A 24,518-nucleotide genomic window follows, 5' to 3' on the forward strand; every position below is an offset into this window, starting at 1 on the left:
TACCCTGCAGTTTCCGTCCCGAAAAGTCTCTGTCCGGAGAACATACAAGGTAAATACATTTCCGATATGTTTCAGATGTGTCCCAAATATAGATATTATTTTTTTTCTCCAAAACTTTCTTGTTGTATTTCTACTTCACGTAATTCATATTTTGAAATCTTTTTCTTTAATCGTAATATTTCCTTCTTCATGGAATCAAGTTCCTCACTATTTATCCCATGAGTTGTAACTTCCGTTTTCACCTTACTCTGAATCTCAACCGGATTACAGATAAAACGTGCCACAGGCTTCACAGACTCATATTCAAACTCACAAGGAGCAATCGCGTGCACTCCTTCGCCCAATACCTCTGCACGGATATTTATCTTTCCTGCATTTGTTGTTGCACGAATCAGAGCCGGAGCACTCCCCCAGTGGGCAGGTACAGGATTACATGCAATATCGCAATCCCCTAACAATACAGCCTCACCTGTAACCGTGAAACGCACAGAAGTATTGTTCAACCGTTTCACCGTACCTTTCTCGTCCACAATTTCCGCTATCACTGTAACAACATCCGAACCATCGGCACGTAAGGGCAACCCGTCATCATCTACACGAAGACGCAGACTTGCCGGCCGCCAGGAAGGATACTTTTTATTCGTTACCACAATTTCACCATTAATCAAGCCCTCCGCCAATATATACACCTCTTTTTGTTTTCCGGCGCGAGCCAAAGCTTTCAAATCCATAAAATGAAACGCATCCTTAAAAGTGATAATGGGAGCAGGCATTTTGCGCTCATCGGCGGAACGTTGATAAATGTACTTTTTCCCATTCTCAAAAACAGTCAAACGCACTTCTTCACAATTAGAATAGACCGTAACGTCTTGGGGTGAAAAAGGCGTCATCTCATTCGCTATATAAACCATGGGACCGTTCTCTGCCGGAAGTTTATCCAATTTTTCAGAAGGCCTCTGTGCCATAAACATATAATAAGATATCTTAGGTTGCCGAAAAGCATCCATTATTCCACCATAAAACGGTTGAGGGTGATATCCACGCTGATGATCAAACGCATGCCACAAAGTTCCACCCACATGTGCAGGTTGAGAGGCATAAAGTGTCTCCAAACACGTATAAGCATAGGCAGGAGAAGCATAATGCACTGCTTGCTGCAACATGGGGCTTTCCCCCCACGAACGATGTACTCTACTATTTGAATTATGGGAATTCCAATCATCTACATTATCGCCGAACTCCCGAGTGAAGTACATCGTCTCTTCTTTCAACGTACCGGCATTATAAACCGATTTCTTGCCGCCAGATACAGATGTGGGATGAGTATAAATCACAGGAAAGCAATCACTTCCCGGTGAACCGGGGTCACAAGCAGAAAGAGCTTGCTCATACGGGTATTCTTCATCAACTATTTTTTTCGCATTATAGGCATATTCCTTTGGAAAATGCGTTTCATTTAATACCGGTTCCCACATAAAAGTAGAAGGATGATTACGATCACGACGAACCAGACCACGAATATCAGAGTAAGCCCTTTCGGAAAAGACAGGTTCATCATTCCAGAATTGCCATCCGGCAACAGCTAATATCGTTAAAATGCCAAACTCGTCGCAGGCATCCAGAAAAGCGGGGTCATGCGGGTAATGGATACAGCGCACGATACGTACTCCGGCATCACGCAGTTTTTTTGCATCGCGCCAATGCAATGAATTGGGCAGCGCATTACCGATAATGGCAAAATCCTGATGACGATTAACCCCTATCAGTTTATCCCGATAGGGTTTATTGTTCAAATATAATCCATCTTCCCCTCTATATTCTATCTTACGAATTCCTATTTTCTGCGACATTCCATCAATGAAAACGCCGTCTTCACCAGCCAACTTAATTTCTAATTGATGCAAAATGGGAGAGTCAGGTGTCCAAAGCGCCGGACAATCTACATACAGATTCATGTCGTAATGGTCTGCCTTACCTTTTCGCAACGAAAGACTTTTCACTCCTTTACTAATTTCTTTACCGCAGGCATCCCGTAACGTCAACAAAAGTTTTCCCTTAAACAATCCTGTCGACTCGTTACGCAGATGAATTTTCACTCCTATTTGAGCCTTATCTTCCGAAACAAAAGGATAATGAATAAAAACACCGCCACCCGCAATCTCATCTTCATAATTAGCATCCGTAATATGCACATGACCATGAGCTACCAAGAAACAGTCCCTGTAAATACCTCCAAAATAAGTAAAGTCCAAAGCTTGCTGAGGTTTACCGGGTAAAAAAGAAGAATCATCACTATTATCCGCACAAATGCTCAACGTATTCTCTCCCTCAAAATTCAATCCTTCCGTTATATCTACAATGACGGGTAGATAACCGTTGAAATGTTCTCTAAGTAGTTTTCCGTTAAGCCAGATCCGTGACTTACCCATAATACCTTCAAAATGCAGATAAACTTTTTTAGTTTTCAAGTCTTCAGGTACGGAAAAGGTTTTCCTGTACCATGCCTCTCCTTGATAATTAATACTGCCACTAGCTTCTTCAGGGAGTAGTTCGAGTCCATGCGGTATACTCACAACTTCCCATGAAGAATCATCAAAGTCTCTTTGCCATGCCTCCGGACAACTCCCTTTATAAAACCGCCATCCCACATTCATGTTATATACTTCGCGGCCACTACCGGCAAGTTCATAAAAACCTGCCGTAGAAAAACGCGACTCACCAGCCTGCACGCCTAAAGCGAAAAGTTGCAGTAAAAAGAATATCACACAAATCAGCCCGGAAAATATAGTTTTGGTATATTTCATGGAATTACTTTTTTTGCTTACTATTATATCTCAATAATGCTTCCAGATAATAATAATCTGCATATACTAAAGGAACATCTATCTCGCTCTCATGAGGAATGCTTCCTACGCTATGCATAAGAATAAAATTACAGTTTGTACCTGTTTCCGCCAGATAAGCCGGAGAAGAGAGACTCTTCAATATACGTTCAGCCGCCTGATCATATTTTTCCCCACCAGCCACATAATCTGCCAACTCCAGAAAAGCCGAAGCAGCAACAGCTGCCGCTGAAGCATCACGCGGTACTTCCTTAAACATCTGCGGGTCATAGTTCCAATCAGGCACATACCCTTCCTGTCCGGCATTGAAATCCCAATATGGCACCCCGTCTTCCGGCAAATTAGAATGATTCAGCCAAAAGTCGGCTGTATGTACGGCCATATCCAGAAAATCTTTTCTTTTTGTCTCACGATAAGCCATCGTATAGCCGTAAATAGCCCATGCCTGTCCACGTGCCCAGGCAGAATTGTCCGAAAAGCCCTGACAAGTAGCTTTATGAAGTACCTTTCCGGTATCTTCGTCATAATTCACTACGTGATAATTACTGTAGTCTGCACGGAACTGGTTCTTCGCAGTAGTTTCAGCATGCGTATTAGCAATATGTGCATACACAGAATCTCCTGTTACCTTCGTTGCAAAATACAGAAGTTCCAGATTCATCATATTATCAATGATTACAGGATAGAACCATTCATCTATTCCGTTCCACGCTTTTCGATAATTCCATGACTCTATACAACCCGTCTTCTCATTAAAACGGGTACACAGTGAACGGGCAGACTCTACCAGGATATCTTTATAGTTTTCATTACCGGTCAAACGATACGCATTGCCAAAACTACAGTACATCAGAAAACCGATATCATGGTGATTGGTCAGCTTCTTCAACGGTTCAAGAGCTTCGGTCCATTTTATCGCAGCCTCTTTCCAGTCTTCATTACGATTATATTCATACACATACCACAGGCATCCCGGATAGAATCCTTCAGTCCAATCATTCTTTTTCGTAGTTTTCAATTTTCCGTCTTTGATGGTACGCGGATACTCAGTAGGTTCCGGTATCGCTTTCAACTGAGCGGAAAGTTGCTGTTCTGCCCGTTCAAAGCCACGAGACACAATATTTTCCTCATTCTTTGTGCCACACGAGCAAAGAACAAGCAAACACAATATCCAAAGTTTATTCATTTTCATCCTTAATCCCTTTTACCTAAATAATTATTATTTATTTAATGTATATAATCCATACCGGATAATTAGCAGAAAGGCCGCTCTGACTTTTCAATGCAACAACGGCCTTTCTTTGTCTATATTTACTACACTTGCTATTTCCAGCCCGGATTCTGTTCCAATTTATCATTCTTGAAAAGTTCCGTATTAGCAATCGGATAGAAGTATAACTTATCATCAACAGAACGTGTATCCAATAATTGCCTTGTATATTTTACGTCTGCTTCTTCCTTCGTTATCTTCACTCCATAAATATCCTTCGAAGCATCCAGTTCTTTCCATCGACGAAGATCCCAAAAACGATGCCCTTCAAAAGCAAGTTCAACTCTACGTTCATTCTTCAGACGTTTCAGAAAATCTGCCGACGATAAAGTTTCAGACAATGCAGGCATCTTTACTCCATCTCTGCCACGCACCTGATTTACAGCCTGTAATGCAGATATACCACATTTTTCATTCGTAAATGTAATATCACCATAGGCATTGACCATAGCCTCAGCATAGTTCAGCAATACTTCTGCATATCTGAACAATATCCAGTTGTGATGGGCTTTTGTAGTTGGCGCACCTGCCTCAAAGCTTACACTACTGTTGACATACTTACGCAAGTAATACCCTGTCGTCGTAGCATTCGTCAATGGTAACCCATTGCTTCCTCCTTCCCATATTTCCACTTCCTTATCTGCCGGCCATTTCATACTGTTATGAACAATGGTCAGATAAAAACGAGGATCTCTCTGAGCATAAGGATTCTCACGCATGGCTTCATTATTCCAATCAAAAGGTTCACCGTTATTCATTTCAAACGCGCTTGCCAGATTGTCTGTCGGACAAGTAGATGTCTTCCCGCCTGTCACTCCCATGGGAAAGTTAGAAGCTTCAAAACCATTATTTTCTCCGTTAGGACGAGCCCAAATGACCTCCTGGCTTCTATTATTCTGCGCTCCGAACAGATTTGCAAAATTCTTATCCAAAGTATATCCCAGAGCAGACTGGTTGCCTATAATTTCATAAGAGGCTTCTGCAGCGGCAATCCATTTACTTTTATCGTTATCCGGATTAAACAAAGGACTTGCAGCATATAATGCGGCACGAGCTTTCAACGCCAAGGCAACTCCCTTCGTCACACGTCCTGTCTCCTGTTCTTTTCCGAAGTTGGCATAACTCACCGGAAGCAGTCTGGCCATTTCCGTACATTCGGAAATAATAAAATCCAAGATTACATCGGCTGATACAGGTTCTGCCTTATTCGCCTCTTCTTTAGTAACAACTTTTGTTATTAACGGGATATTCCTATAACGCTTCACCAATTCAAAATAGAAGAATGCACGCAAGAAACGAACTTCATATTCATAATTCGGATACTCCTTCATCCAGTCTTCATATTCGTCTCCATACTTCCAGTCTTCGAAAGTCAGTCCGACCATATTTTCCAAATAGAAATTGGCATCGTGAATTCCTGAATAATAGTTGGAAAATTTGTCATCAATCGTAGCATTGGCAGACCAGGTTCCATTTACAAATCTCTGTACCTTTGATGTTCGGTAAACATGTACGGCATCATCCGTAGCTGCATCCTGCATCGCTCCGTCAATACTACAGAAATCCTGAGGCAAATAACTATAGACATTCGTTACAAATTGCTTAACACGTGCATAACTTCCCTGAATCTGCTCTTTTGAATAATAATCCGACTCATTGCAGTCCATGAAATCACAGGCAGCAAATAAAAACAGTGACAGAAATATTATTATATATTTATTTATAGATTTCATATTGTTCTACTTTTTTAGAAAGATAAATTAAATCCAAATGCATATTGAGTCATAGTAGGATGCGATGCACCGATAGCCTCCGGATCACGGATATCAATTCCATCAATGCAGAACAAGTCATGCGCACGGGCAAAGATTTTCGCTCCACCCAGAAAACCGGTCCTCTTCAACAGTTTTTCCGGAAGTTTATAGTACATTTCCAATGTTCTCAGCTTCAAGAAAGAGGCATCAGCTACCCACAATGAATTATTGTTATAGTTATTATCCGATCCTGAATAAGTAAGGCGCGGAAGGGTACCGTTCGGATTTGTCTCGCTCCAGCGGTTCTCATAATAATAAGTAGAAATCGTATTGTTACCTACTATAGGACGATAAATACTTCTTGTATCCAACATTTTGCTGTAATTACCTGTGCCTTGAAACAGAGCATACACACCCAGCCCTTTATATTCTGCTCCCAAATCAAACGAATAATAAATTTCGGGACATGTAGAGTTATACCCTAACGCTACCTGGTCATAATCATCTATCCGGTTATCACCGTTCTGATCCTTAAACATCAGATCTCCAGGGCGCACATCACCCAGGTATTGTTTGACTTCACGATTATCAATCTCTTCCTGTGATTGATAAATCCCCACCACTTCATAACCAAAAAGCTGATTTAAAGAACCTCCTGTACGCTTCAGATAATCATAAGGACGATATTCTTCATTTTGTTCTATAATCTTGTTGCGTACAAATGAGAACTGCCCGCCTACGTGGTAAGTGAAATTCGAAATCTTATCATCCCAGTTCAAAGCAATTTCAACACCTTTATTGTCAACAACCCCGTCATTGGCTTTCGGCACTGACATACCTAATATACCAGAAACCGCATTATTGCCACTAACAAGAATGTCCGTACGATGATCATAAAAAGCATCAATAGCCAATGACAATTTATTCCAGGCTTTGAAATCAACTCCGACATTCAGTTTATGAGACTTTTCGTATGTCAGTCCCTCAACTCCCAATTGAGTCAGTTTCATGCCACTAATAGAAGTTGGAGTATTCTTAAAAAAGTATGAGCCTCCGCTACCGTAAATATCCTGAAACAGGTTTACGTCATAATCAGCACGTCCTGAAATACCATACGAAGCCCTCAATTTCAGGAAGTTCAGCCAGTTGTTCTTCAGAAAACTTTCTTCCGACAGAATCCAGCCTGCACCAATAGCCGGGAATATTCCCCAACGGTCATCGGGATCGAGTATGCTGGATGCAGAACCGGACAATGACAAATCTACCAAATAGCGATTATTATATGCATAATGTGCCTGGCCTATTACATCCATAAAAGCGCGTCCCGTATTACGTCCCTTTGACTTTATCTTATCCATGGAATACATGAAAGTAGCATTCAAATCATGCTTGCCCCACTTCCTGGCAAGGTTGGCATAGGCCTCAAAGTTGAAGTGAGTGGTAACGGAGCCTACACTTTTTGAATAGGAGAGTGTACCTTCATTGGCATGAGTTTTAAACTCTTTCTCCCCTGTCTCCAAATCCAGAACAGCCGATTCGTAACCGAAGTTCTTCGTGTTGCTGTCCCAATAGGCAGCAGTGTTATCCAATGCGACTTTAATACCACCTGTCAGTCCCGGCAACAGAGCCGCCAAATCCTGTTTCAAATGTATATCGGCAAACAAGGCACGAGTCTGAGAACGGGCGTATCCCTTACCTGAAATATTAGCGACCGGATTATTTCCATAGGTCGTAGTACCTCCCCAAATTCCCCTTTCCGTCTTGATGGGAAACGCACCGGCAGGAACTTGGTATATGGCCGTAAAGATATCACCAACCCCTGTTCCCGGACGGTTATGTTCGGAGAAGTTACCCAATAAATTCAATTGTACAGTCGTAGTAGGTGAAGCTGTAATATCTAAATTTGTACGAACATTCAGCTTAGAATACTTAAGTTGAGTGGAATACCCATCATTATCTCCGGTGGGCTGCAAAATGCCACGGTTATCCAGAAAGTTCAACATTGTATAGTAGCTTACAAACTTACCGCCACCACGTGCCGAAAAGGTTATATTATCGCCATAACTGGCTCCCCGCAGTGTCTCGTCCACCCAATCTACATTAGGATAAAACAACGGATTGGTCTGATTTTTAAAAGCATCCAGTTCTGCCGATGAATAACGCGGCATTGAACCGTCATTCTTCATTGCCTCATTCAACGCTGACGCATAAGTATATCCATCCACAAAATCGGGTAAACGCTTCGGAGTAGCCATATTAAACTCATAAGAGAAATTGATCTGAGGAGAGGTCAGACTGCCCCGTTTCGTCTTAACTAAAATTACGCCGTTGGCACCACGAATACCGTATAAACTGGTAGCTACGGCATCTTTCAGTATGCTGACCGACTCTATTTCTTCCGAACTCAGTTCCTTAAGAGAACGTTCGAAACCATCGACCAATACAAGCGGACTCTTAGAATTCAAAGTCCCCATTCCACGCACATACATAGTAGCTCCGTCTTCCCAAACCGCACCGGTATTCTGCAACACCTGCAACCCCGGTAGCATACCGAACAACTGATTCGTGGCATTAATGCTATTCTTATGCGAAAGCTTATCGCTGGTAGCCGTAGAAACGGCACCGGTAACCTCTCTTGCATCATGAGTAATATTGCGGCCATAATCTATAACCACTTTATCCTTATGAATCGTCAGTGTGTCTACTTGTGCCATCAAGTTGAATGAGCACAGTACACTTGCCAATATGATATTTATCTTTTTATTCATACTTTTGTTTATCTATGTTTTTCAGATGTATTATTCCCAACCGGGATTTTGTATCAATCCATATCCTTTATTAATTTCATTCTGCGGGAAAGCACTCAGATACCATTTTTCCGAGAATCCACCGGGATTCCACCAGGCACGGCTTTGTTCTCCTCCCAGAAGCGGAAACTCTTCACAAATATAGCTGCCGTCATTCTTATTCTTATAGATATTCAATCCATGCAGGGGAGAAGAGAAATTATCCTTCATCTTCCAGCGGATTAAGTCGAAAAAGCGTACTTCTTCATAGCCAAATTCGCAAGCACGCTCACGAAGGAGCTCTTTTCTGAATTCTTCCTGGCTCAATCCTCTCTTTAGTCCCTTCATGCCGACACGTGCACGTACTTCATCAACATAATGGTAAGCCAGATCATTCGGGCCATTATTATACTCATTCAGGGCTTCCGCATAACTCAAATAAATTTCCGCAATACGCAGATGAGGCCACTGGATGACATGACCGTTATACTCGCCCGCACGGTCCAGCCCCCATTTTCTACAAGATATTCCTGTCATCAAAGACTTGGCTGTCACCTGTCCTACATTCCAATCTCTTCCCGCCGGATAATTTTCCTTATCATCCGGCTTCTCCCTTGTAACGCCAGCCGTTCTACTTTGGAAAAGATCTCCGTCCAATATGAAAGTCTCGGATAAACGGGGATCTCTATTGATGAACGGATTCTTTGCATGTTCCGGATTATTCCAATCAAAATTCTCTCCGTCAGCAGTCGGGAACATATCAAAATATTCCTTTGTGGGACAGATTGCTCCCCAGCGAATAGATTGATTAGTGTAGGGTTGTTGGTTGGCTTTATAGTAATTTTCTCTACGAACAGATATTAAAGTTTCGGTAGTGCCACGGTCAAAATAAGCGGCACGGAAAGCATAACGATAGTCGCTGGGATTGACATCTTCTTTTTCGACCAGCTTATAGAAACCATTACTGTCAACAGCTTTAAAGAAAGCTTCGCAAGCATCCATCGCATGTTTCCAACGTTCACGATCATAATTTCCGAACCATGTCATCAGCGCGTCGGAAGCCGCTCCCTGGAAGTAAGGCTGATCATTATTAAACAGCGGACTGGCAACAAAGAGCAGCACTCTCGCCTTCAGCCCCATTGCACCGGCCTTCGTCAGACGGCCGTCCCAGTTAGACATCTCCGCTTCTGATATATGCCAAGGGAACTCCGGACAATCAATAGCTTCGTTCAACAACCTCACGATAAAATCGACTGTTTGTTGTAAAGTGGCCCGGGCAGGCATTTCCGCTTCATCCGGTGCAATTACTTTGTCCACAATGGGCAAACCGCCATAGTGACGCAACATATGCGCATAATATACCGCTACCATAGTTTTAGCTTCCGCTTTCAGGCGTTCTTTCTCTGCCTGATCCATATCAGGCACTCTGTCGATATTGGCTACAATTAACCAGGCATTACGGATAGCCGACCACATGTGGGTTTCATTGTCATTAAAACGAGCTTTAGTAGCCATATACGTCCCTCTCGGTGAGTTTTCCGTACCGGCATTATAGTTACCGGCATAATAGACTTTATTAACCCCAGAATATCCCAGATAATCCTGATTCAAATCCGTCAGTCCTTCAATATTTCCCAACCACATCGTATTCCAATAACTATTCGACGTTTCCAGTCCCATCGGCAAATATCGATAACTATACCACAAAACCCTGCGGGCATACTCAGCAGTTGAAAAGACCGTGTCGATTGTAACATCCGTGCTGGGGGGCTTTTGCAGGAATTTATCTCCGAAAGCCAAGTCCTCGCATGCATTGGTAGAAATCAGCAATCCCAGCAGCAACACAATAGCATGAAAATGTTTCTTTATATTTTTCATATCATTTCTTTTATTTAAGCGTTAAAATCCAACCTTTAATCCAAAGTTTATAACTTTCACCAACGGATAGGTGTCTCCGCTAGGATTACTTTCGGGGTCACTGAAACCTAATGCATCAAACGTCAACAGGTTATAACCGGAAAGAGAGATGCGCAAAGAACTCAGATGAATCTTACTCAAAAGGCTTTGAGGGAAAGAATAACCTACTTCCAGGTTTTTCAGACGCACATAAGAAGCGTCACGCAACCATAAATCAGAATCTTTATAATTGTTCGGCTTGCTATTTGTCAACGAAATAGCCGGTGCCTTTGCTGAGTTTCCCTTCTCCGGCGTCCAGGCATCATCTATCATATACTTCAGCAGAGAGCGATTATTAGTACTTCCAAACGGATAACGGTAAAAGTCAGCAACCAAACGGGAAGTCTTGAACGCACCTGCCCACGTCATGCTGAAATCCAAACCTTTCCAGGAGAAACCCATTGACAGATTGCCCGTAAGCAATGGATAAATAGGATTGCCAATGGCAGAAACATCATTATTATCAATTTTATGGTCTCCGTTCAAATCCTTATACTTCACATCGCCAGCCAAAGGGGTAAAGCCTTCGCCATGGTCCGGTATGCCACCCTCTTGTCCTTTCAGCGAAGCATAATTTGCCGCTTCCTCTTCCGTAAAGAAACCGTCATATATATACCCGAACTGCTGTCCGACAGGACGACCTGTCCGGCGCATCCATTCGTAAGGCTGAGGAATTTCATCATTAAACACAATCTTGTTCTTGGCATATCCCCAATTGGTCCCGACATGATATCTTACATTCTGTATCTGGTCTTCCCAACGAGCCGTCACCTCGAAACCTTTATTATCAACTTTACCCATATTTACGATAGGCAGACTTACGGCCAGATAACCGGGATTGATATTACGGGATATCAGAATGTCTTTGCGGTGTTCAATAAAGTAATCGAAAGACGTTTTCAGGCGACTGTCAAAAAAATGCAGATCAACGCCATAATTCTGTTTGGCTGCTGTTTCCCAAGTTACGTTCGGATTACCAATCCTCGACTCTTTAGCTCCGACCAATATATTGTTAACTATTGAGCCGAAACCGTATTTTTCAGTGCTGATTGTATAAGCATCAGGAAGATACAGGAACCTGGAACCGTCGGAAACAATATCATTACCGACAATACCATACGAACCGCGTAATTTCAGATAGCTGATATATGGTTTTAAGGATTTCATGAACGGCTCTTCCGAAATGATCCATCCTATAGAACCTGCGGGAAAGAAACCAAAACGGCTTCCTTCAGCAAAATTCTCGGAACCGTTATATCCAATACTGAAATCTGCCAGATAGCGGGTTTTATAATCATAAGTGGCACGCCCTACAAGGCCTACATAACTACGGGGGATACCGGGGAATGACTTATCAGAATAGTAATATTTCATGTTTTGGTTATACATAAACAGAGCAGACACGTTATGAGAACCGAATTTTCTCTGATAATTCACGGCTGCTTCCAGATACCAGTCACGGGACTGACCGTATTTTTCATCGCTATACCCTAAGGTTTGCATCTCCTGGTTTTTCTTCAACAAGACTTCACCTCCTTCTCCCAGAAAGGCCTCATAACGGTCAGCACGTCCCTCACGACGCTTAGTTATGCTCACACCACTATTATAAGCACCTTTCACGTGAGCTTTCAAGCCCTTTGTAAGGAAGTCAAGTTTCTGATCAAGCACAAAGTCAAAGTTCACCACATTATTATCATATGTATTGAAACCTTTTCCATAGTAAGAGTTCAAGGCATCATACACAGTGCCGAATTTTCCGAATGTCTGCGCATTAACAGTAACCCACTTTCCATCTACAATACCGGGTCCTGCAAAGGGAGCTGTCCAATATATATCCCTGAACAAACTTTTGACATTTGTAGCCGTACCGTTATTGTAATTAGGCTCACGCCTGTCAGTCAGGCGGCCTCCCAGATTGATTTTCATGGAAGTGGTTTTAGTTACATCCACATCCATGTTCACACGGTAGTTGTAGCGGTTGTATTTAAAACCGGTCTTGTGCCCGTGCGTGTCAAACGTTTTAAAAAGTCCGTCCTGAGTAAACACACCCAGCGAGGCAAAATAGCGAACGCGCTTTGAACCACCTGAAATATTAAAGTTATGCTGAGTCTGTACTGCAGTCTTTCTTATCAGCATATCAGTCCAGTCTGTGTCCGAATAAATCAAAGGATTGCTGTGCGTGCGGAATGCTTCCACCATTTCGGGAGTAAACGCCAGGTTTTCTTCTGCCACTCCATCACGCAACTGAGCATTATTGTAAGTCGTTGCGTAATCATAACTATTAGCGAACTCCGGTATACGGGTAGGCAACTGAAGTGCCATACTGGTAGAAAAGCTAATCTTAGCTTTGCCTTCCTGTCCGCGTTTGGTAGTGACCAGCACAACACCATTGGCACCGCGCACACCAAATACGGCAGTCGCTGATGCATCTTTCAATACCGTAATGTCTTCAATTTCGTTCGGATCCAACTGATAGAACGAGCGTTCCACTCCATCTACAAGCATCAAAGGAGCAGATAAACCTTCGGTCAGCGAACCCACACCACGCACATAAATCGTAGCATCGTCGGCACCTGGCTGCCCACTGGACTGCACACTGGATAATCCGGGGACTTTTCCACTCAATGCATTAGCGATACTGCCCACAGGCGATTTCATGATTTCATCTGATTTCACCGAAGCAATCGCTCCCGTGACTGTTACTTTCTTAGTAGTACCATAAGCGATGACCTGCACTTCTTCCAGCGTGGTAACATTTTCAGTCAACGTTATCTTCAGTTCCGACTCACCTTTATAGACAATCTCTCTATCCTCGTAGCCTATAAATGAAACTACAATGGTAGCCCCAATCGGAACCGTCAATGTAAATTCTCCATCCAGATTAGTTGCCATACCATTCTGGGTTCCCTTCACAAATACAGTAGCACCGATAACCGGACCCATATCGTCCAGCACAATACCTTTCACTACTTTTGTCTTAGCTTGCTGTGTAATAGCTGTTGACCGGGAATGACTTTCATCCCCCAAAGCCCTGCCTGAGTGCACGACCAATAAAGCCAACGCGAGTAACCATACTTTGTTTCTCATAAAATAGATTTTGATTGATATTTATAAACTCTGCACTTACGATGTAAAGACCTCGATAAGCACAGTGCAAACTAAGCCTAATTCTCAGACTTATACTTTCCCTGCATATATGATACATGTGCACTAATTGTATTTCGGACAATCTGTGCCACACTTCGGACGTTTTTTACCCCTATGCACTTACACAATGAACATGATTATCCCTCTCAATCTAAGTAGTATTATCCGTCTCCTTACGACATAACTTACGTCACCCTACAACGTAACTTCCGTTACCCCACAGGGAAACGCCCGTTACATGCCGAGGTAAAGGTCGTTACATACCGAGGTAAAGACCGTTACAATAGGGGGTAAAGACCGTTACATCCTGCGGTAAATGCTTTTACATACTGAAGGAAAAGCAATGTAAATGCAAGGCATTGATTACTACGGCCTTTACTAATTTCGTCCCGCTTCCTTTCCATTCGAAGGTTCCTTTCGATAAGCCAACGGAGATACCCCGTAAAAGTCCTTGAAGCATCGACTGAAGTAACGGGGAGAAGCAAACCCCAATTGATAAGATATCTCCGATATATTATATTGAGGGGCTTCCTGTAACATCCGCAACGCTTCTTCCAATTTCAGTTTTAAAGTAAACTCATTGGGAGTGAGCCCTACCACTTCTTTCAGACGGGCAAACATTTTACTACGCCCCATATTCAGTTCGGAAGCCAACATACTCATATCAAAGTCCGGATTATCAAAATTACGTTTTATAATTCTTGTTGCTTTATCCAGCAATTCCTGATCCACTACATTCAAAATTCCAGTTTCCGGAATTGCCGTTACTTCAACCTGTGCCACTTTACCGAGCAATTTTTTTCTACTCTTCAACAAATTACCGCAACGGGTTAATAGCAATTTCACATTAAACGGTTTTGTGATATAATCATCCGCACCAAACATATACCCTTCTATCGTGCAATCTTCCGAAGTTTGTGCCGTAAGCAATACTACCGGCATATATGCCAGTTCCAGACAGTTCTTAATTTTATAGCACATTTCCTTACCGGACATCACCGGCATCATCACGTCGCTGACCACAATATCCGGATGCCACTGTTGCGCCATTTCAAAGCCCACTTGCCCGTTAGTAGCCTTATACACCGTGTATGTGGGCGAAAAGATGCTCACCAGCATTTCCAACACTTCTTCATCATCTTCAACAAGCAGCACACGCGGCATTCCTTCATTTTTGTCTTCTATCATATCCAGGTCTGCCTCACTCCTTTCCATCGTATCGTTCAGCAACGTTATTTCATCCATAAGCATATCCTGATGATCAGAGAAAGCCCTTACCGTCTTTTCATACTCCAATTCTTCCCGTGTGAAGTGTCCGTTCCCAACAGGCAGACATATCCTGAAAGTACTTCCTTCCCCCAGCACGCTATCTACTTTTATTACTCCCTTATGCGCATCCACTATCCCTTTAAGCAGGGCTAACCCTATGCCACTGCCCATGAGCCCTTTACCGGAGTATTCATCCCCCACCTGATAGAAACGTTCGAATATCTTTTGCTTGTCGTCCGGAGAAATCCCACAACCGGTGTCCGCCACCGCTATCTCAACCATCCGCTGCTGCCGTCTAACAGAAACCTTTATACTTTTTCCTTCCGGGGTATACTTAAATGCGTTCGACAGCAAATTAAAGACTACCTTCTGCATCTGCACCGGATCGAACCATAAATCAATCTCTTCTCCCGTATTTTCAAATGCGTACTCTATATTCCTTTTACGGGCAAAATCGGCAAACAACCGATAGATGTCTTGCACAAAAGAGACTGCTTCCACACGCTCCACTTTCAGTTTCATGAAGCCTTGCTCCTGTTTACGGAAGTCCAGCAATTCCGTTATGAGAAGACGTAGATTAATCGCATTCTTATGTATTCCATGCAAGCGCTTGTTTACGGCAGGAGCCAGTTTCTCCATTTGCAACAGCATCTCTACCTGGCCAATTATCAAAGTCAACGGAGTACGGAATTCATGTGAAATATTTGTGAAGAAACGCAGTTTCACTTTGTTTACCTCTTCTATCCGCTCTTTCTCATTCTTTTCTTCAGCCAACGACAAAGCCAACGCCCTGCGTGCCATCTTCACCCGCCAGAAACTGTAAACAATGCCCGCAACCACAAGAAAGTACAACAAAAATGCCCAAAACGTAGCAAACCAAGGACGATGTATCGTTATATCAAGCCTTATTTCCTGGCCTTCTTCATTTCTCACCTTAGTTCCCGATTCACGCACTTTCAACACATAATTGCCCGGAGCCAAATTTGTATAATTCACGCGCAACTGGTCTGTCAAAATCCAATCTTTATCAAAACCTTCCAATTTATAAAGGTATTCATCTTTTCCTTCCAGTTCCACGTAATTGGAACTGGAAAAATCAATCATGATATTATTTTGCCCGGCAGAAAGGTCCAAATGTTTTGTAAATGACAGGGATTGGGACAACACACCCGAACCATCATCAGGAGAAACCTTCACGTTATTGATGTAAAGATTGGAGAAATAGAATCCGGACGCACCGCCTTCATTCTCCTGATACAAATCCTTCTCTCTGAATGCAATCATTCCATCCACTCCTCCCATATAAATCCGATCATCATCGGCCATCAGAATACCACCACCCTCGGCCACTGCCGAAATGCCGCCCTTAAGCCCCAATTCAATAGAATATATAGAATAATTAAAGGGAGAATAAATAGAAAAACCCTCATCGCAGGTTATCAAAATATTATTCATATGTGTTTCTGCCAGATTATAGCAAAAATCGCTCAGAAGATGGCTATTCTTTTTTGTATAATGTTTCCAGTTCCCCGTTTCATGACTATAGGAATATACACCATCTCCCAAGGTAGCAATATAAACCGTCCCGTCAGCCGCTTCCATTATCTGGGTTATCCGGGTACCGGCAGTAGTGCCTCCCTCCAACTTGATGCATTCCAGCTGATCCCAATTCCCTGTTTTCATCCTGTAAAGTTTGAAATCGGCCGCCAACCAGATGTATCCTCTCGAATCCATCTCAAACGTCAGGAAAAGGCGTTCTTTACTAAGTAACTGAAACTCATTCCGTTCCGGATGAATTCGCCAAAAGCCGTTACGGGCAGTTACATACAACCAACCATTTTTAAATAAAGAATGATAGATGATATGATTCGGTCCTTCTCCTGTCTGCCTGTAATGGTCCAGATAATGATAGAAACGGGCGCTTTTTCTGTCATAACAGCTTATTCCCCCAGTATATGTGCCAATATATACCCGGTCGTGTTGCCTGTCATAACTCAGTGTTTTTATATTATTGTGCAGAACGGAATTCTTCCCGGCAGAGGTGTAATAAGTAAAAGTTCCGGTCGCTCTGTTCAGTAAGTTCACCCCGCCCCCATCCGTGCCAATCCACAGATTATGGTCCTTATCTTCAACCATCTGCCCCACAATAGGGAAGTTCAGACAATGATTATTGACGTTATCATGAGGGTAATACAAAAATACGTCTTTCGACTGATTGAAATAATTAACGCCGCCATAATAAGTACCCACCCAGATAGTGCCTTGCCTGTCTTTATAAAGCGAGAAAACAGACTGATGCTCCAAAGAACCCGGATGATAGTCGGGCCGATAAACGCGATATGTATCCAGATAAGGATTATAGACTTGCAGCCCTTCAAAGGTGCCAAACCAAATATTCTGCCGTTCATCCTCCACAAAACCTCGTATTTGCAAACTTACGACACGTGTGGGCGAATGCTCTTCCTTTATTAACTTTCCATCCCGACCCACCTTATATAATCCTTTCATTCGCGAAGCAATCCACAGCTCCTTACGGCTACTCACAAATAATTTAAAGATTTCAATATCAGGCAACACACATTTTAATTCATCCCCCACCAATACATATAAGCCGTTTGCCGTTCCTATCCATATCTTCTCACCCATTTTTTCCATGCACATGACAGTGGCAGTACCCAACTTGCGATAAAAATGCAATGAATCCTCCTCCGAGTCATATCTGAACAAAGAGTCACGAATGGTACACCACACCTCTTTGTCTAAAACTGCCAAAGCACCGACGCCTGTCGGAATGACCTTCCGAAACGCTTCCTTACGGATATCATACTTTATCAGAGACCCGCTATTTATCATCAGAACATTCCCCTGCGAATCGCCCACAATCTCGTTGACGACCCCATTAATAAGCCCTTTTTCCCAGTGCTGATTATTAATAATGTCATAAGACTTATATCTGGAAATCTGATTGCCGTCATAGACATTCACACCTTCATTCGTTCCGAACCACATCCGTCCTAAAGTATCCTGATAAATAGAAAGTACGGAAGGGCTGGAAAGTCCGTCTTTCATTGTCAATTTCTTAAAATACTGTCCATGTGATTCCGCACACAATAATATCAACGCAAATAACGATATATATCTAAGTCGGCTCATAGTAATATAGTGCTTAAGATTAATCCACGTGCATAGTGTTTGCAAAATTATCCAAAAGAGTTCAAATAACAATGTACTCTTCACTCCTTTTTTACATCCTGTCATGTCAAATCCGTCCATTTTTGTGGCACTAATTGTCCATTCGGATCCGCTATGGATAATATGATTCTGAGTTATTGAGAAAAACGGGTATCTTTGCTCTTGATTTTAATACATGAAAAAAGATATGAAACGTTTAATCATTTATTCCATTTTATCCATCGCTGCCATATATACGTATGGGCAGAGCAATTTCAGCAAAACAGATGTAAAATCCATAATGAAACGTGTTGCCGACTGGCAGATAGCCAATCCGGCAAAGGGACATGAGCATGATGACCTCAACTGGACATATGCCGCACTCTATATGGGAATGATAGATTGGGCTGAATTAACGGAGAAAGAAGACGGAGACAGTTCTTACTATGAATGGTTGATGAAAATTGGCCGTCGCAATGCCTGGCAAGTAGGGAAATACATGTATCATGCGGATCATATAGCTGTAGGGCAGGTATTTCTGGATATGTACCAGAAGTATCACGACCGCAACATGCTGCTTCCCACACTGGCACGCACGGAATTCGTCATCAATCACCCGTCAGCCAGCACATTGGAACTGGACTACAGGAACATGAGCAGTTTAGAACGTTGGTCATGGTGCGATGCCTTATTTATGGCTCCCCCCGTATATGCCAAAATGTATATGCTGACAAACGACTGGAAATACATCGAATTCATGAACCGGGAATATAAGGCAACTTACGACTATTTGTTTGATAAAGAAGAAAAACTGTTCTACAGAGATCACCGCTATTTCAAACAAAAAGAAGCCAATGGCGCAAAAGTATTCTGGGGACGCGGAAACGGCTGGGTTTTGGGAGGTCTTTGCGAAATTCTGCAAACCCTGCCACGCAACAACATGTACCGCCAGTTCTATCAGGATTTATTCATCACCCTATCCGAGCGCATAGTCCAGTTGCAAGGCAAAGACGGATATTGGCATGCAAGCCTTCTGGATCCGGACTCTTATCCTTCTCCCGAAACAAGTGCCACAGGATTCATCGTATATGCATTAGCTTATGGTGTTAATGAAGGGTTATTGGATAAAACAGCTTTCATGCCCGTCATCGAAAAAGGATGGAAAGCACTGGTAAAAGCCGTAGAAAAAGATGGAAAGCTGGGTTATGTACAGCCCATCGGTGCTGACCCGAAGAAAGTAACCCGTGAAATGACGGAGGTGTATGGTGTGGGAGCATTCCTTTTGGCCGGAAATCAGATATATAAAATGGCTGAGTAGAAAAAAGATAATTATCATATATAAACTAATAACGTTGAAAACAATATGAAAATCACAGTTCATCTTATTATATTGTTCATCATGAGCAGTATGATATCGGCAAAGGCAAATGCAGTGGCCAACCTCAATCCTCCGGGCAACAACAACGACTTTGAAGTATTGATGCAAAAAATCAGGACTGACTTCGCCAAGAACCCTTCCATTGACGAAGCCCTGAAGAAATACAATGAGGCTGACGGATCATTTACAGATGTGGATTATGGCAGCATACAGCGAACCAATTGGCCTCCTTTGGAACACATCGACCGCCTGTACAATTTCGTATTCGCATACACCAATCCGAGTAATAAACATTATAAGGACGAGAATCTCTTTATCAAAATACAGCAAGGACTGGAATACTGGCATGAGCGCAATCCCTGGTGTCATAACTGGTGGTACAATCAAATTGCCGAGCCCCAACGCCTGGGAGTATTACTGATACAAATGCGGACAGGAGCAAAACAGTTGAACAAGGAATTGGAAAATAAAATACTGGAAAGAATTAAAACAGACGGAGGAGATCCCGCCAAATGGACAGGAGCTAACCGCACGGACATTGCCCTGCACTGGATATATCGTGCATGTCTTTCTGAAAATGAAGCAGACTTGAAATTTGCCCTCGAAAATGTTTATAATCCAATTGTATATACCACAAAAGAAGGGTTTCAGCATGACAACAGTTACTTCCAGCACGGACAACAACTCTATATCGGTGGATACGGAGATGAAATTCTGAAAGGGGTAACTCAAATAGCCATGTACACCAAAGGTACCCAATATGCAATTCCGCAAGACAAGTTAGCCCTACTAAGCAAATTCATGCGCGAAACCTATTATTCTACCATACGCGGTCAATACATGTTGTTTGACGTGTTAGGAAGAGGCGTAAGCCGTCCCGGAGTCACCAAAAAGGCACACACAGCACTATTTGCCAAACGCATGGTTGAACTGGACCCGGAGCATGCCAATGAATTTAAAGAAATCATTGCCCGCCTGAACGGCAAACAGCCTGCCAATTATGCGCTGGCAGCAAAACATACTCACTATTTCCGGGGAGATTATACCTTGCACGTACGTCCCACTTATACTTTTGACGTGCGTATGGTATCTACCCGCACAGCCCGTTGCGAATATGGAAATGGAGAAAACCTAAAGACCTACTTCATGTCCGACGGATGTACCAATATAGTAGTCGATGGAAACGAATATGATGAAATCTTCCCCGTCTGGAACTGGACTCGCATTCCCGGAACAACCGCTCCGCAAGTTGATGAAATCCCTATGGCAGCCAGTGATTGGCAGACTCCCGGAACATCAACCTTTGCCGGAGGCGTATCCGACAGCCTATGCGGAGCATCAGTCTATTCCTACACAGACTCGTATGCCGGAATCAATACAAGCGCACGCAAAGCATGGTTCTTTTTCGATGATGAAGTAGTATGTCTTGGGGCAGGCATACACTCCACATCACCGCACCCCATATTCACAACTATCAATCAATGCCTGTCTTCTGCTGAGAGTGCCTTAGTCTGCCAGAAAGGAAAAATCTCCGATATCAACGAGGGAACTTTCAATTACAGCTCTCCCGAGTGGATCCTACACAACAAAGTAGGATATTTACTGCCGGACGGACAACAAGTAGTTGCAACCAACCAACTGCAAACAGGAAGTTGGTACGATATTAATCATTCCACTTCCAAAGGTGCCATACAGAAAAAAGTATTCACTCTATGTTTGAATCATGGCATTACACCGGAACTGGCAACTTATGCCTACATTGTTGTGCCCGGCATTCAATCCGCCGAGGAGATGAAGAACTACCGACGCAAAAACAATGTCGAAATTTTAGCCAATACAGAAAATGTACAAGTAGTAAGAAATAAAAAGGCTGGTATCTGGCAGATGGTATTTTATAATGCAGGAGAATTCACCAGCAAAGACATGACAGTAAGAACAAACAAAGGTTGCACTTTGATAATCAAGAACATAGATAAAGATAAAGCTGAAGTTCATATTGCCGACCCTGCACAATCCCAGTCCGGCATAGTCGTAAATATTTATAGCAAAAAACGTTCGGGAACCGTTAATTGCGACTTCAGCAATAGCGATGTCTATGCCGGACGTACCCAGGCATTTAAGATTCAACTTAAATAAATAAGACCTTAAAAAATCAACTGACACAATCCCCCAAAAGAAGCCTCAACCCAAGTTGCCCCCCTCAACCGGTTGAGGCTTCTCTATTTTTTACCTTATAAACAGAAAAAAGGCAGTAACTTCCCAGCTACTGCCTTATTTTGAAAGAGAAAACTCCCTTTCTATAATTACCAAAAAGAATTCTATTTATTTAAGACGATACAGCAACCAAGCACTCTGGAAGTCCTTACGATTAGAATACTTAGATTTGAAAGCATCACGCGCGTCAGCTGCAGAAGCTCTGTCAGCGAAAGTGCTAACAATCACACGATACATAGCTGCATCCGGATTAAAGGCGATAACTGCGCTATAACCTTCCTTATCCAGAAAATCCTTCAGGCTTTCAGCATTGGCTTTCACGCTAAAGCTACCGCAAACCACGCTATAGTCTTTCAAACCACCAACACCCGATACAACCTCAACTTTCTCCTGACGTACACCAGCAGTTGCAACAGGCACACTTTCTACTACCTTGGCTTCAACCGGAGCACTGACTACCGGAGATACTTCTACCGGTTCGGTAGTCTGAGGTTCAGCCAACTCTTGTTGCTTTGCCTTCTCATATGCTTTTTTATAAGCGCTTTCACTTGATTTACAAGAAGAGAATGCCAATACAACGCACAATCCCATTCCTAAAATGGCTAATTTTTTCATAATCATATTGTTTTTGTTAATAATTTCTATGTCTATTCTTTAAATACTCTACTCAATATTTACGGAATATATAGTGAATTCCTGCGTATTCCAAACGGAGGGATGAAGAAGTCAGTTCTTCCATTGTAAACGTCCGTTCTCCATTCTCCCACCCCATATACAATGCATAGTTTTCTTCCTCTATGCTTTCAGGCAGCAAAATAATAGAAATTTTATCTCCTTTCAAAGAATAATTCCCAAAAAACGTTTGATAGCCACCATTTTTCAACAAACAGATGGCTGAAAAGCTGCCTTTCTGAAAATTATAGAAGATACTATCCTGACGCTCCACGGAACCGTCAGCATATTGATATTGCCTCAATTGCCACTTATTGTCCAAATCGCCGTCCGTATTACTACAAGCAACCAGTATAAGTGCTATCAACCCGATAATCAGAAATATCTTTTTTTTCTGTATTCTCATGTAGCTCATATTCCGAATAATAGGACAAATGTACACGGAACAATCAAGCTGAACGTTACTCTTGTAGTTAAATTTAATTAAACGAATAAAATGATAAAACTGTGAGGAGGAGAATAGTCGAATTTAATTCGTCATGATGTAGACAGAGGTGTTATTTTCCCCCTATGACACCTCTCTATTGTAGAAATGACTTTCACAGGCGTTTCTTATTTCACAGCCTGCCTATCGGGATATACTTCATTGCCTACTTTCTCTTCGTTGCACTATAGTATACTTTGCGGATAACTATAGTCAAACGCAAGGATAACTATAGTGTTCCTTGCGAATAACTATAGTTAAACGAAAAGAAAGTAGGCAATGAAGAAAATCTGAATGGGTAATGAAAGAAGTCCAAACAGCATCCTGACAAAGAATATCCGACTCACATTATTCATTTAATGTAACTTTACTTGTTTTGCGTTGTTTAATACGATTATACAACTTAACAAAGAACAAAACAACATAATTGAACTCATAAAGGGGAGACATGTAATAATAATCAAATTTAGTCTTCATAGTGCAATATTTTATGAGGTTTTCCCAAATATAGCTTATTATTTTGAGAAAAACAAATAAAAATGAATGAAAACAGCGGAGAAAACACCAGTCCTCAGCACCTGACCAAGTAAAAAAATAAATATATCAAAAAAAAAGAAGTTAAGCGAACAACTATTCAAAGAAAAATGTTAGTTTTGTAGTATTAACCTCTTTAAAATAGAAAGGAGAACATTATGAAAGGATTAAATGTACTTGCAGCTTTTTTGGGCGGTGCAGCAGTAGGCGCAGCCCTCGGTATTTTATTTGCTCCCGAAAAAGGAGAAGACACTCGTCACAAAATCGCAGAAATCCTCCGCAAGAAAGGTATTCGCCTGAACCGTACCGAAATGGAGAACCTGGTAGACGAGATTGCAGCTGAAATTAAAGGCGAAGCCGAATAAATCAATTCTACAAAAAAAACAGAGCCACTATGATGTTTGCAGACGATAAAAGCATTGACACTCTCCAACAATTATTCTTCGAGGTCAAGAAGTATCTGAAACTACAGAAAGAATACACCCAACTGGAGATAACCGAAAAATTATCAATCCTGCTTTCCGCCTTGATTTTACTCTTGGTGGTAATTACCCTTGGCATGGTGGCACTGTTTTATTTGTCGTTTGCTTTGGCTTACATTTTAGATCCGCTCGTGGGCGGACTGACGGTAAGTTTCAGTATCATAGCCTGTTTCCACATTCTGCTGATTTTATTAACAATTATTTTCCGCAAACAACTCATCATTAATCCGATGGTAAGCTTCATTGCGGGACTGTTCTTTGATAATAACAAATGATTTCATCATGAATAATACGCCCGATACAACCTCCATCACCCTTGAAAGCATTGCGCAACGAAAACAAGAAGTGCGTAAGAAATTGCATTTGCAGAAACAGATAATGACGGATACGGCCAGAGACCTGTTCGCCCCGCTTGCTCCTGCAGCCGACAAAGGTAACGCCATCATGCGTGCTTTCAATACAGGTATGGCCGTCTTTGACGGAGTAATGCTGGGATTAAGAATGATGAAAAGAGTCAGAAGGATGTTCAGTTCCAAGAAATAACAAAATCAAAAAAAA

14 protein-coding genes are annotated in these 24,518 nt (G+C 42.3%); 5 read left to right on the forward strand and 9 right to left on the reverse strand.

Annotated features, from left to right (window positions below; translation table 11 throughout):
• Positions 1-95: 95 nt before the first annotated feature.
• From BUC01_RS09295 to BUC01_RS09325, 7 genes are all read right to left on the reverse strand, one after another.
• Positions 96-2,804 (reverse strand): glycoside hydrolase family 2 TIM barrel-domain containing protein, encoded by a 2,709-nt coding sequence (locus BUC01_RS09295; protein WP_073313490.1) that lies wholly within the window; start codon positions 2,802-2,804, stop codon positions 96-98.
• A 4-nt stretch (positions 2,805-2,808) separates the two neighbouring features.
• Entirely contained in the window at positions 2,809-4,035 is a 1,227-nt protein-coding gene (locus tag BUC01_RS09300; protein WP_025834634.1) for a glycoside hydrolase family 88 protein, read from the reverse strand.
• 131 nt (positions 4,036-4,166) lie between these two features.
• Entirely contained in the window at positions 4,167-5,846 is a 1,680-nt protein-coding gene (locus BUC01_RS09305) for a RagB/SusD family nutrient uptake outer membrane protein (protein WP_025834632.1), read from the reverse strand.
• Positions 5,847-5,860: 14 nt separating this feature from the next.
• Positions 5,861-8,635 (reverse strand): SusC/RagA family TonB-linked outer membrane protein, encoded by a 2,775-nt coding sequence (locus BUC01_RS09310; RefSeq protein ID WP_073313492.1) that lies wholly within the window; start codon positions 8,633-8,635, stop codon positions 5,861-5,863.
• 30 nt (positions 8,636-8,665) lie between these two features.
• Positions 8,666-10,531: a RagB/SusD family nutrient uptake outer membrane protein gene (locus BUC01_RS09315; RefSeq protein WP_025834630.1), complete on the reverse strand. Its 1,866-nt coding sequence runs from the start codon at positions 10,529-10,531 to the stop codon at positions 8,666-8,668.
• 21 nt (positions 10,532-10,552) lie between these two features.
• Positions 10,553-13,696, reverse strand: a complete 3,144-nt coding sequence (locus BUC01_RS09320) for a SusC/RagA family TonB-linked outer membrane protein (protein WP_073313494.1) — start codon at positions 13,694-13,696, stop codon at positions 10,553-10,555.
• A 438-nt stretch (positions 13,697-14,134) separates the two neighbouring features.
• Entirely contained in the window at positions 14,135-18,094 is a 3,960-nt protein-coding gene (locus BUC01_RS09325) for a hybrid sensor histidine kinase/response regulator transcription factor (protein WP_083595456.1), read from the reverse strand.
• A 310-nt stretch (positions 18,095-18,404) separates the two neighbouring features.
• Here BUC01_RS09325 and BUC01_RS09330 point away from each other — a divergent pair, with 310 nt between their 5' ends.
• Both BUC01_RS09330 and BUC01_RS09335 read left to right on the forward strand, forming a co-directional pair.
• A complete protein-coding gene (locus BUC01_RS09330; RefSeq protein WP_025831706.1) occupies positions 18,405-19,514 on the forward strand; it encodes a glycoside hydrolase family 88/105 protein in 1,110 nt (369 codons plus the stop codon).
• 45 nt (positions 19,515-19,559) lie between these two features.
• Positions 19,560-21,710, forward strand: coding sequence for a polysaccharide lyase 8 family protein (locus BUC01_RS09335; RefSeq protein WP_025831704.1), 2,151 nt, complete (start codon positions 19,560-19,562; stop codon positions 21,708-21,710).
• A gap of 186 nt (positions 21,711-21,896) precedes the next feature.
• Here the strand turns inward: BUC01_RS09335 and BUC01_RS09340 are convergent, their stop codons facing one another.
• Together BUC01_RS09340 and BUC01_RS09345 are read right to left on the reverse strand one after the other, a co-directional pair.
• Complete coding sequence (locus tag BUC01_RS09340) at positions 21,897-22,403, reverse strand: SPOR domain-containing protein (RefSeq protein WP_073313536.1); 507 nt, start codon at positions 22,401-22,403, stop codon at positions 21,897-21,899.
• Positions 22,404-22,455: 52 nt separating this feature from the next.
• Positions 22,456-22,866, reverse strand: a complete 411-nt coding sequence (locus BUC01_RS09345; protein WP_025831702.1) for a lipocalin-like domain-containing protein — start codon at positions 22,864-22,866, stop codon at positions 22,456-22,458.
• A gap of 770 nt (positions 22,867-23,636) precedes the next feature.
• Between BUC01_RS09345 and BUC01_RS09350 the strand changes: the two genes are divergently transcribed.
• Genes BUC01_RS09350 through BUC01_RS09360 form a run of 3 tightly spaced genes read left to right on the forward strand, consistent with a single transcriptional unit; the run spans position 23,637 to position 24,503 of the window.
• Positions 23,637-23,843 (forward strand): YtxH domain-containing protein, encoded by a 207-nt coding sequence (locus tag BUC01_RS09350; protein ID WP_073313498.1) that lies wholly within the window; start codon positions 23,637-23,639, stop codon positions 23,841-23,843.
• Positions 23,844-23,875: 32 nt separating this feature from the next.
• Positions 23,876-24,235 carry a phage holin family protein gene (locus BUC01_RS09355; protein WP_025831700.1) on the forward strand — a complete coding sequence of 120 codons (360 nt, stop codon included), beginning with the start codon at positions 23,876-23,878 and terminating at the stop codon, positions 24,233-24,235.
• A gap of 7 nt (positions 24,236-24,242) precedes the next feature.
• A complete protein-coding gene (locus BUC01_RS09360) occupies positions 24,243-24,503 on the forward strand; it encodes a hypothetical protein (RefSeq protein WP_369862563.1) in 261 nt (86 codons plus the stop codon).
• Positions 24,504-24,518 lie beyond the last annotated feature (15 nt).

It is taken from the genome of Bacteroides stercorirosoris (assembly GCF_900142015.1).
Lineage (GTDB): Bacteria > Bacteroidota > Bacteroidia > Bacteroidales > Bacteroidaceae > Bacteroides > Bacteroides stercorirosoris.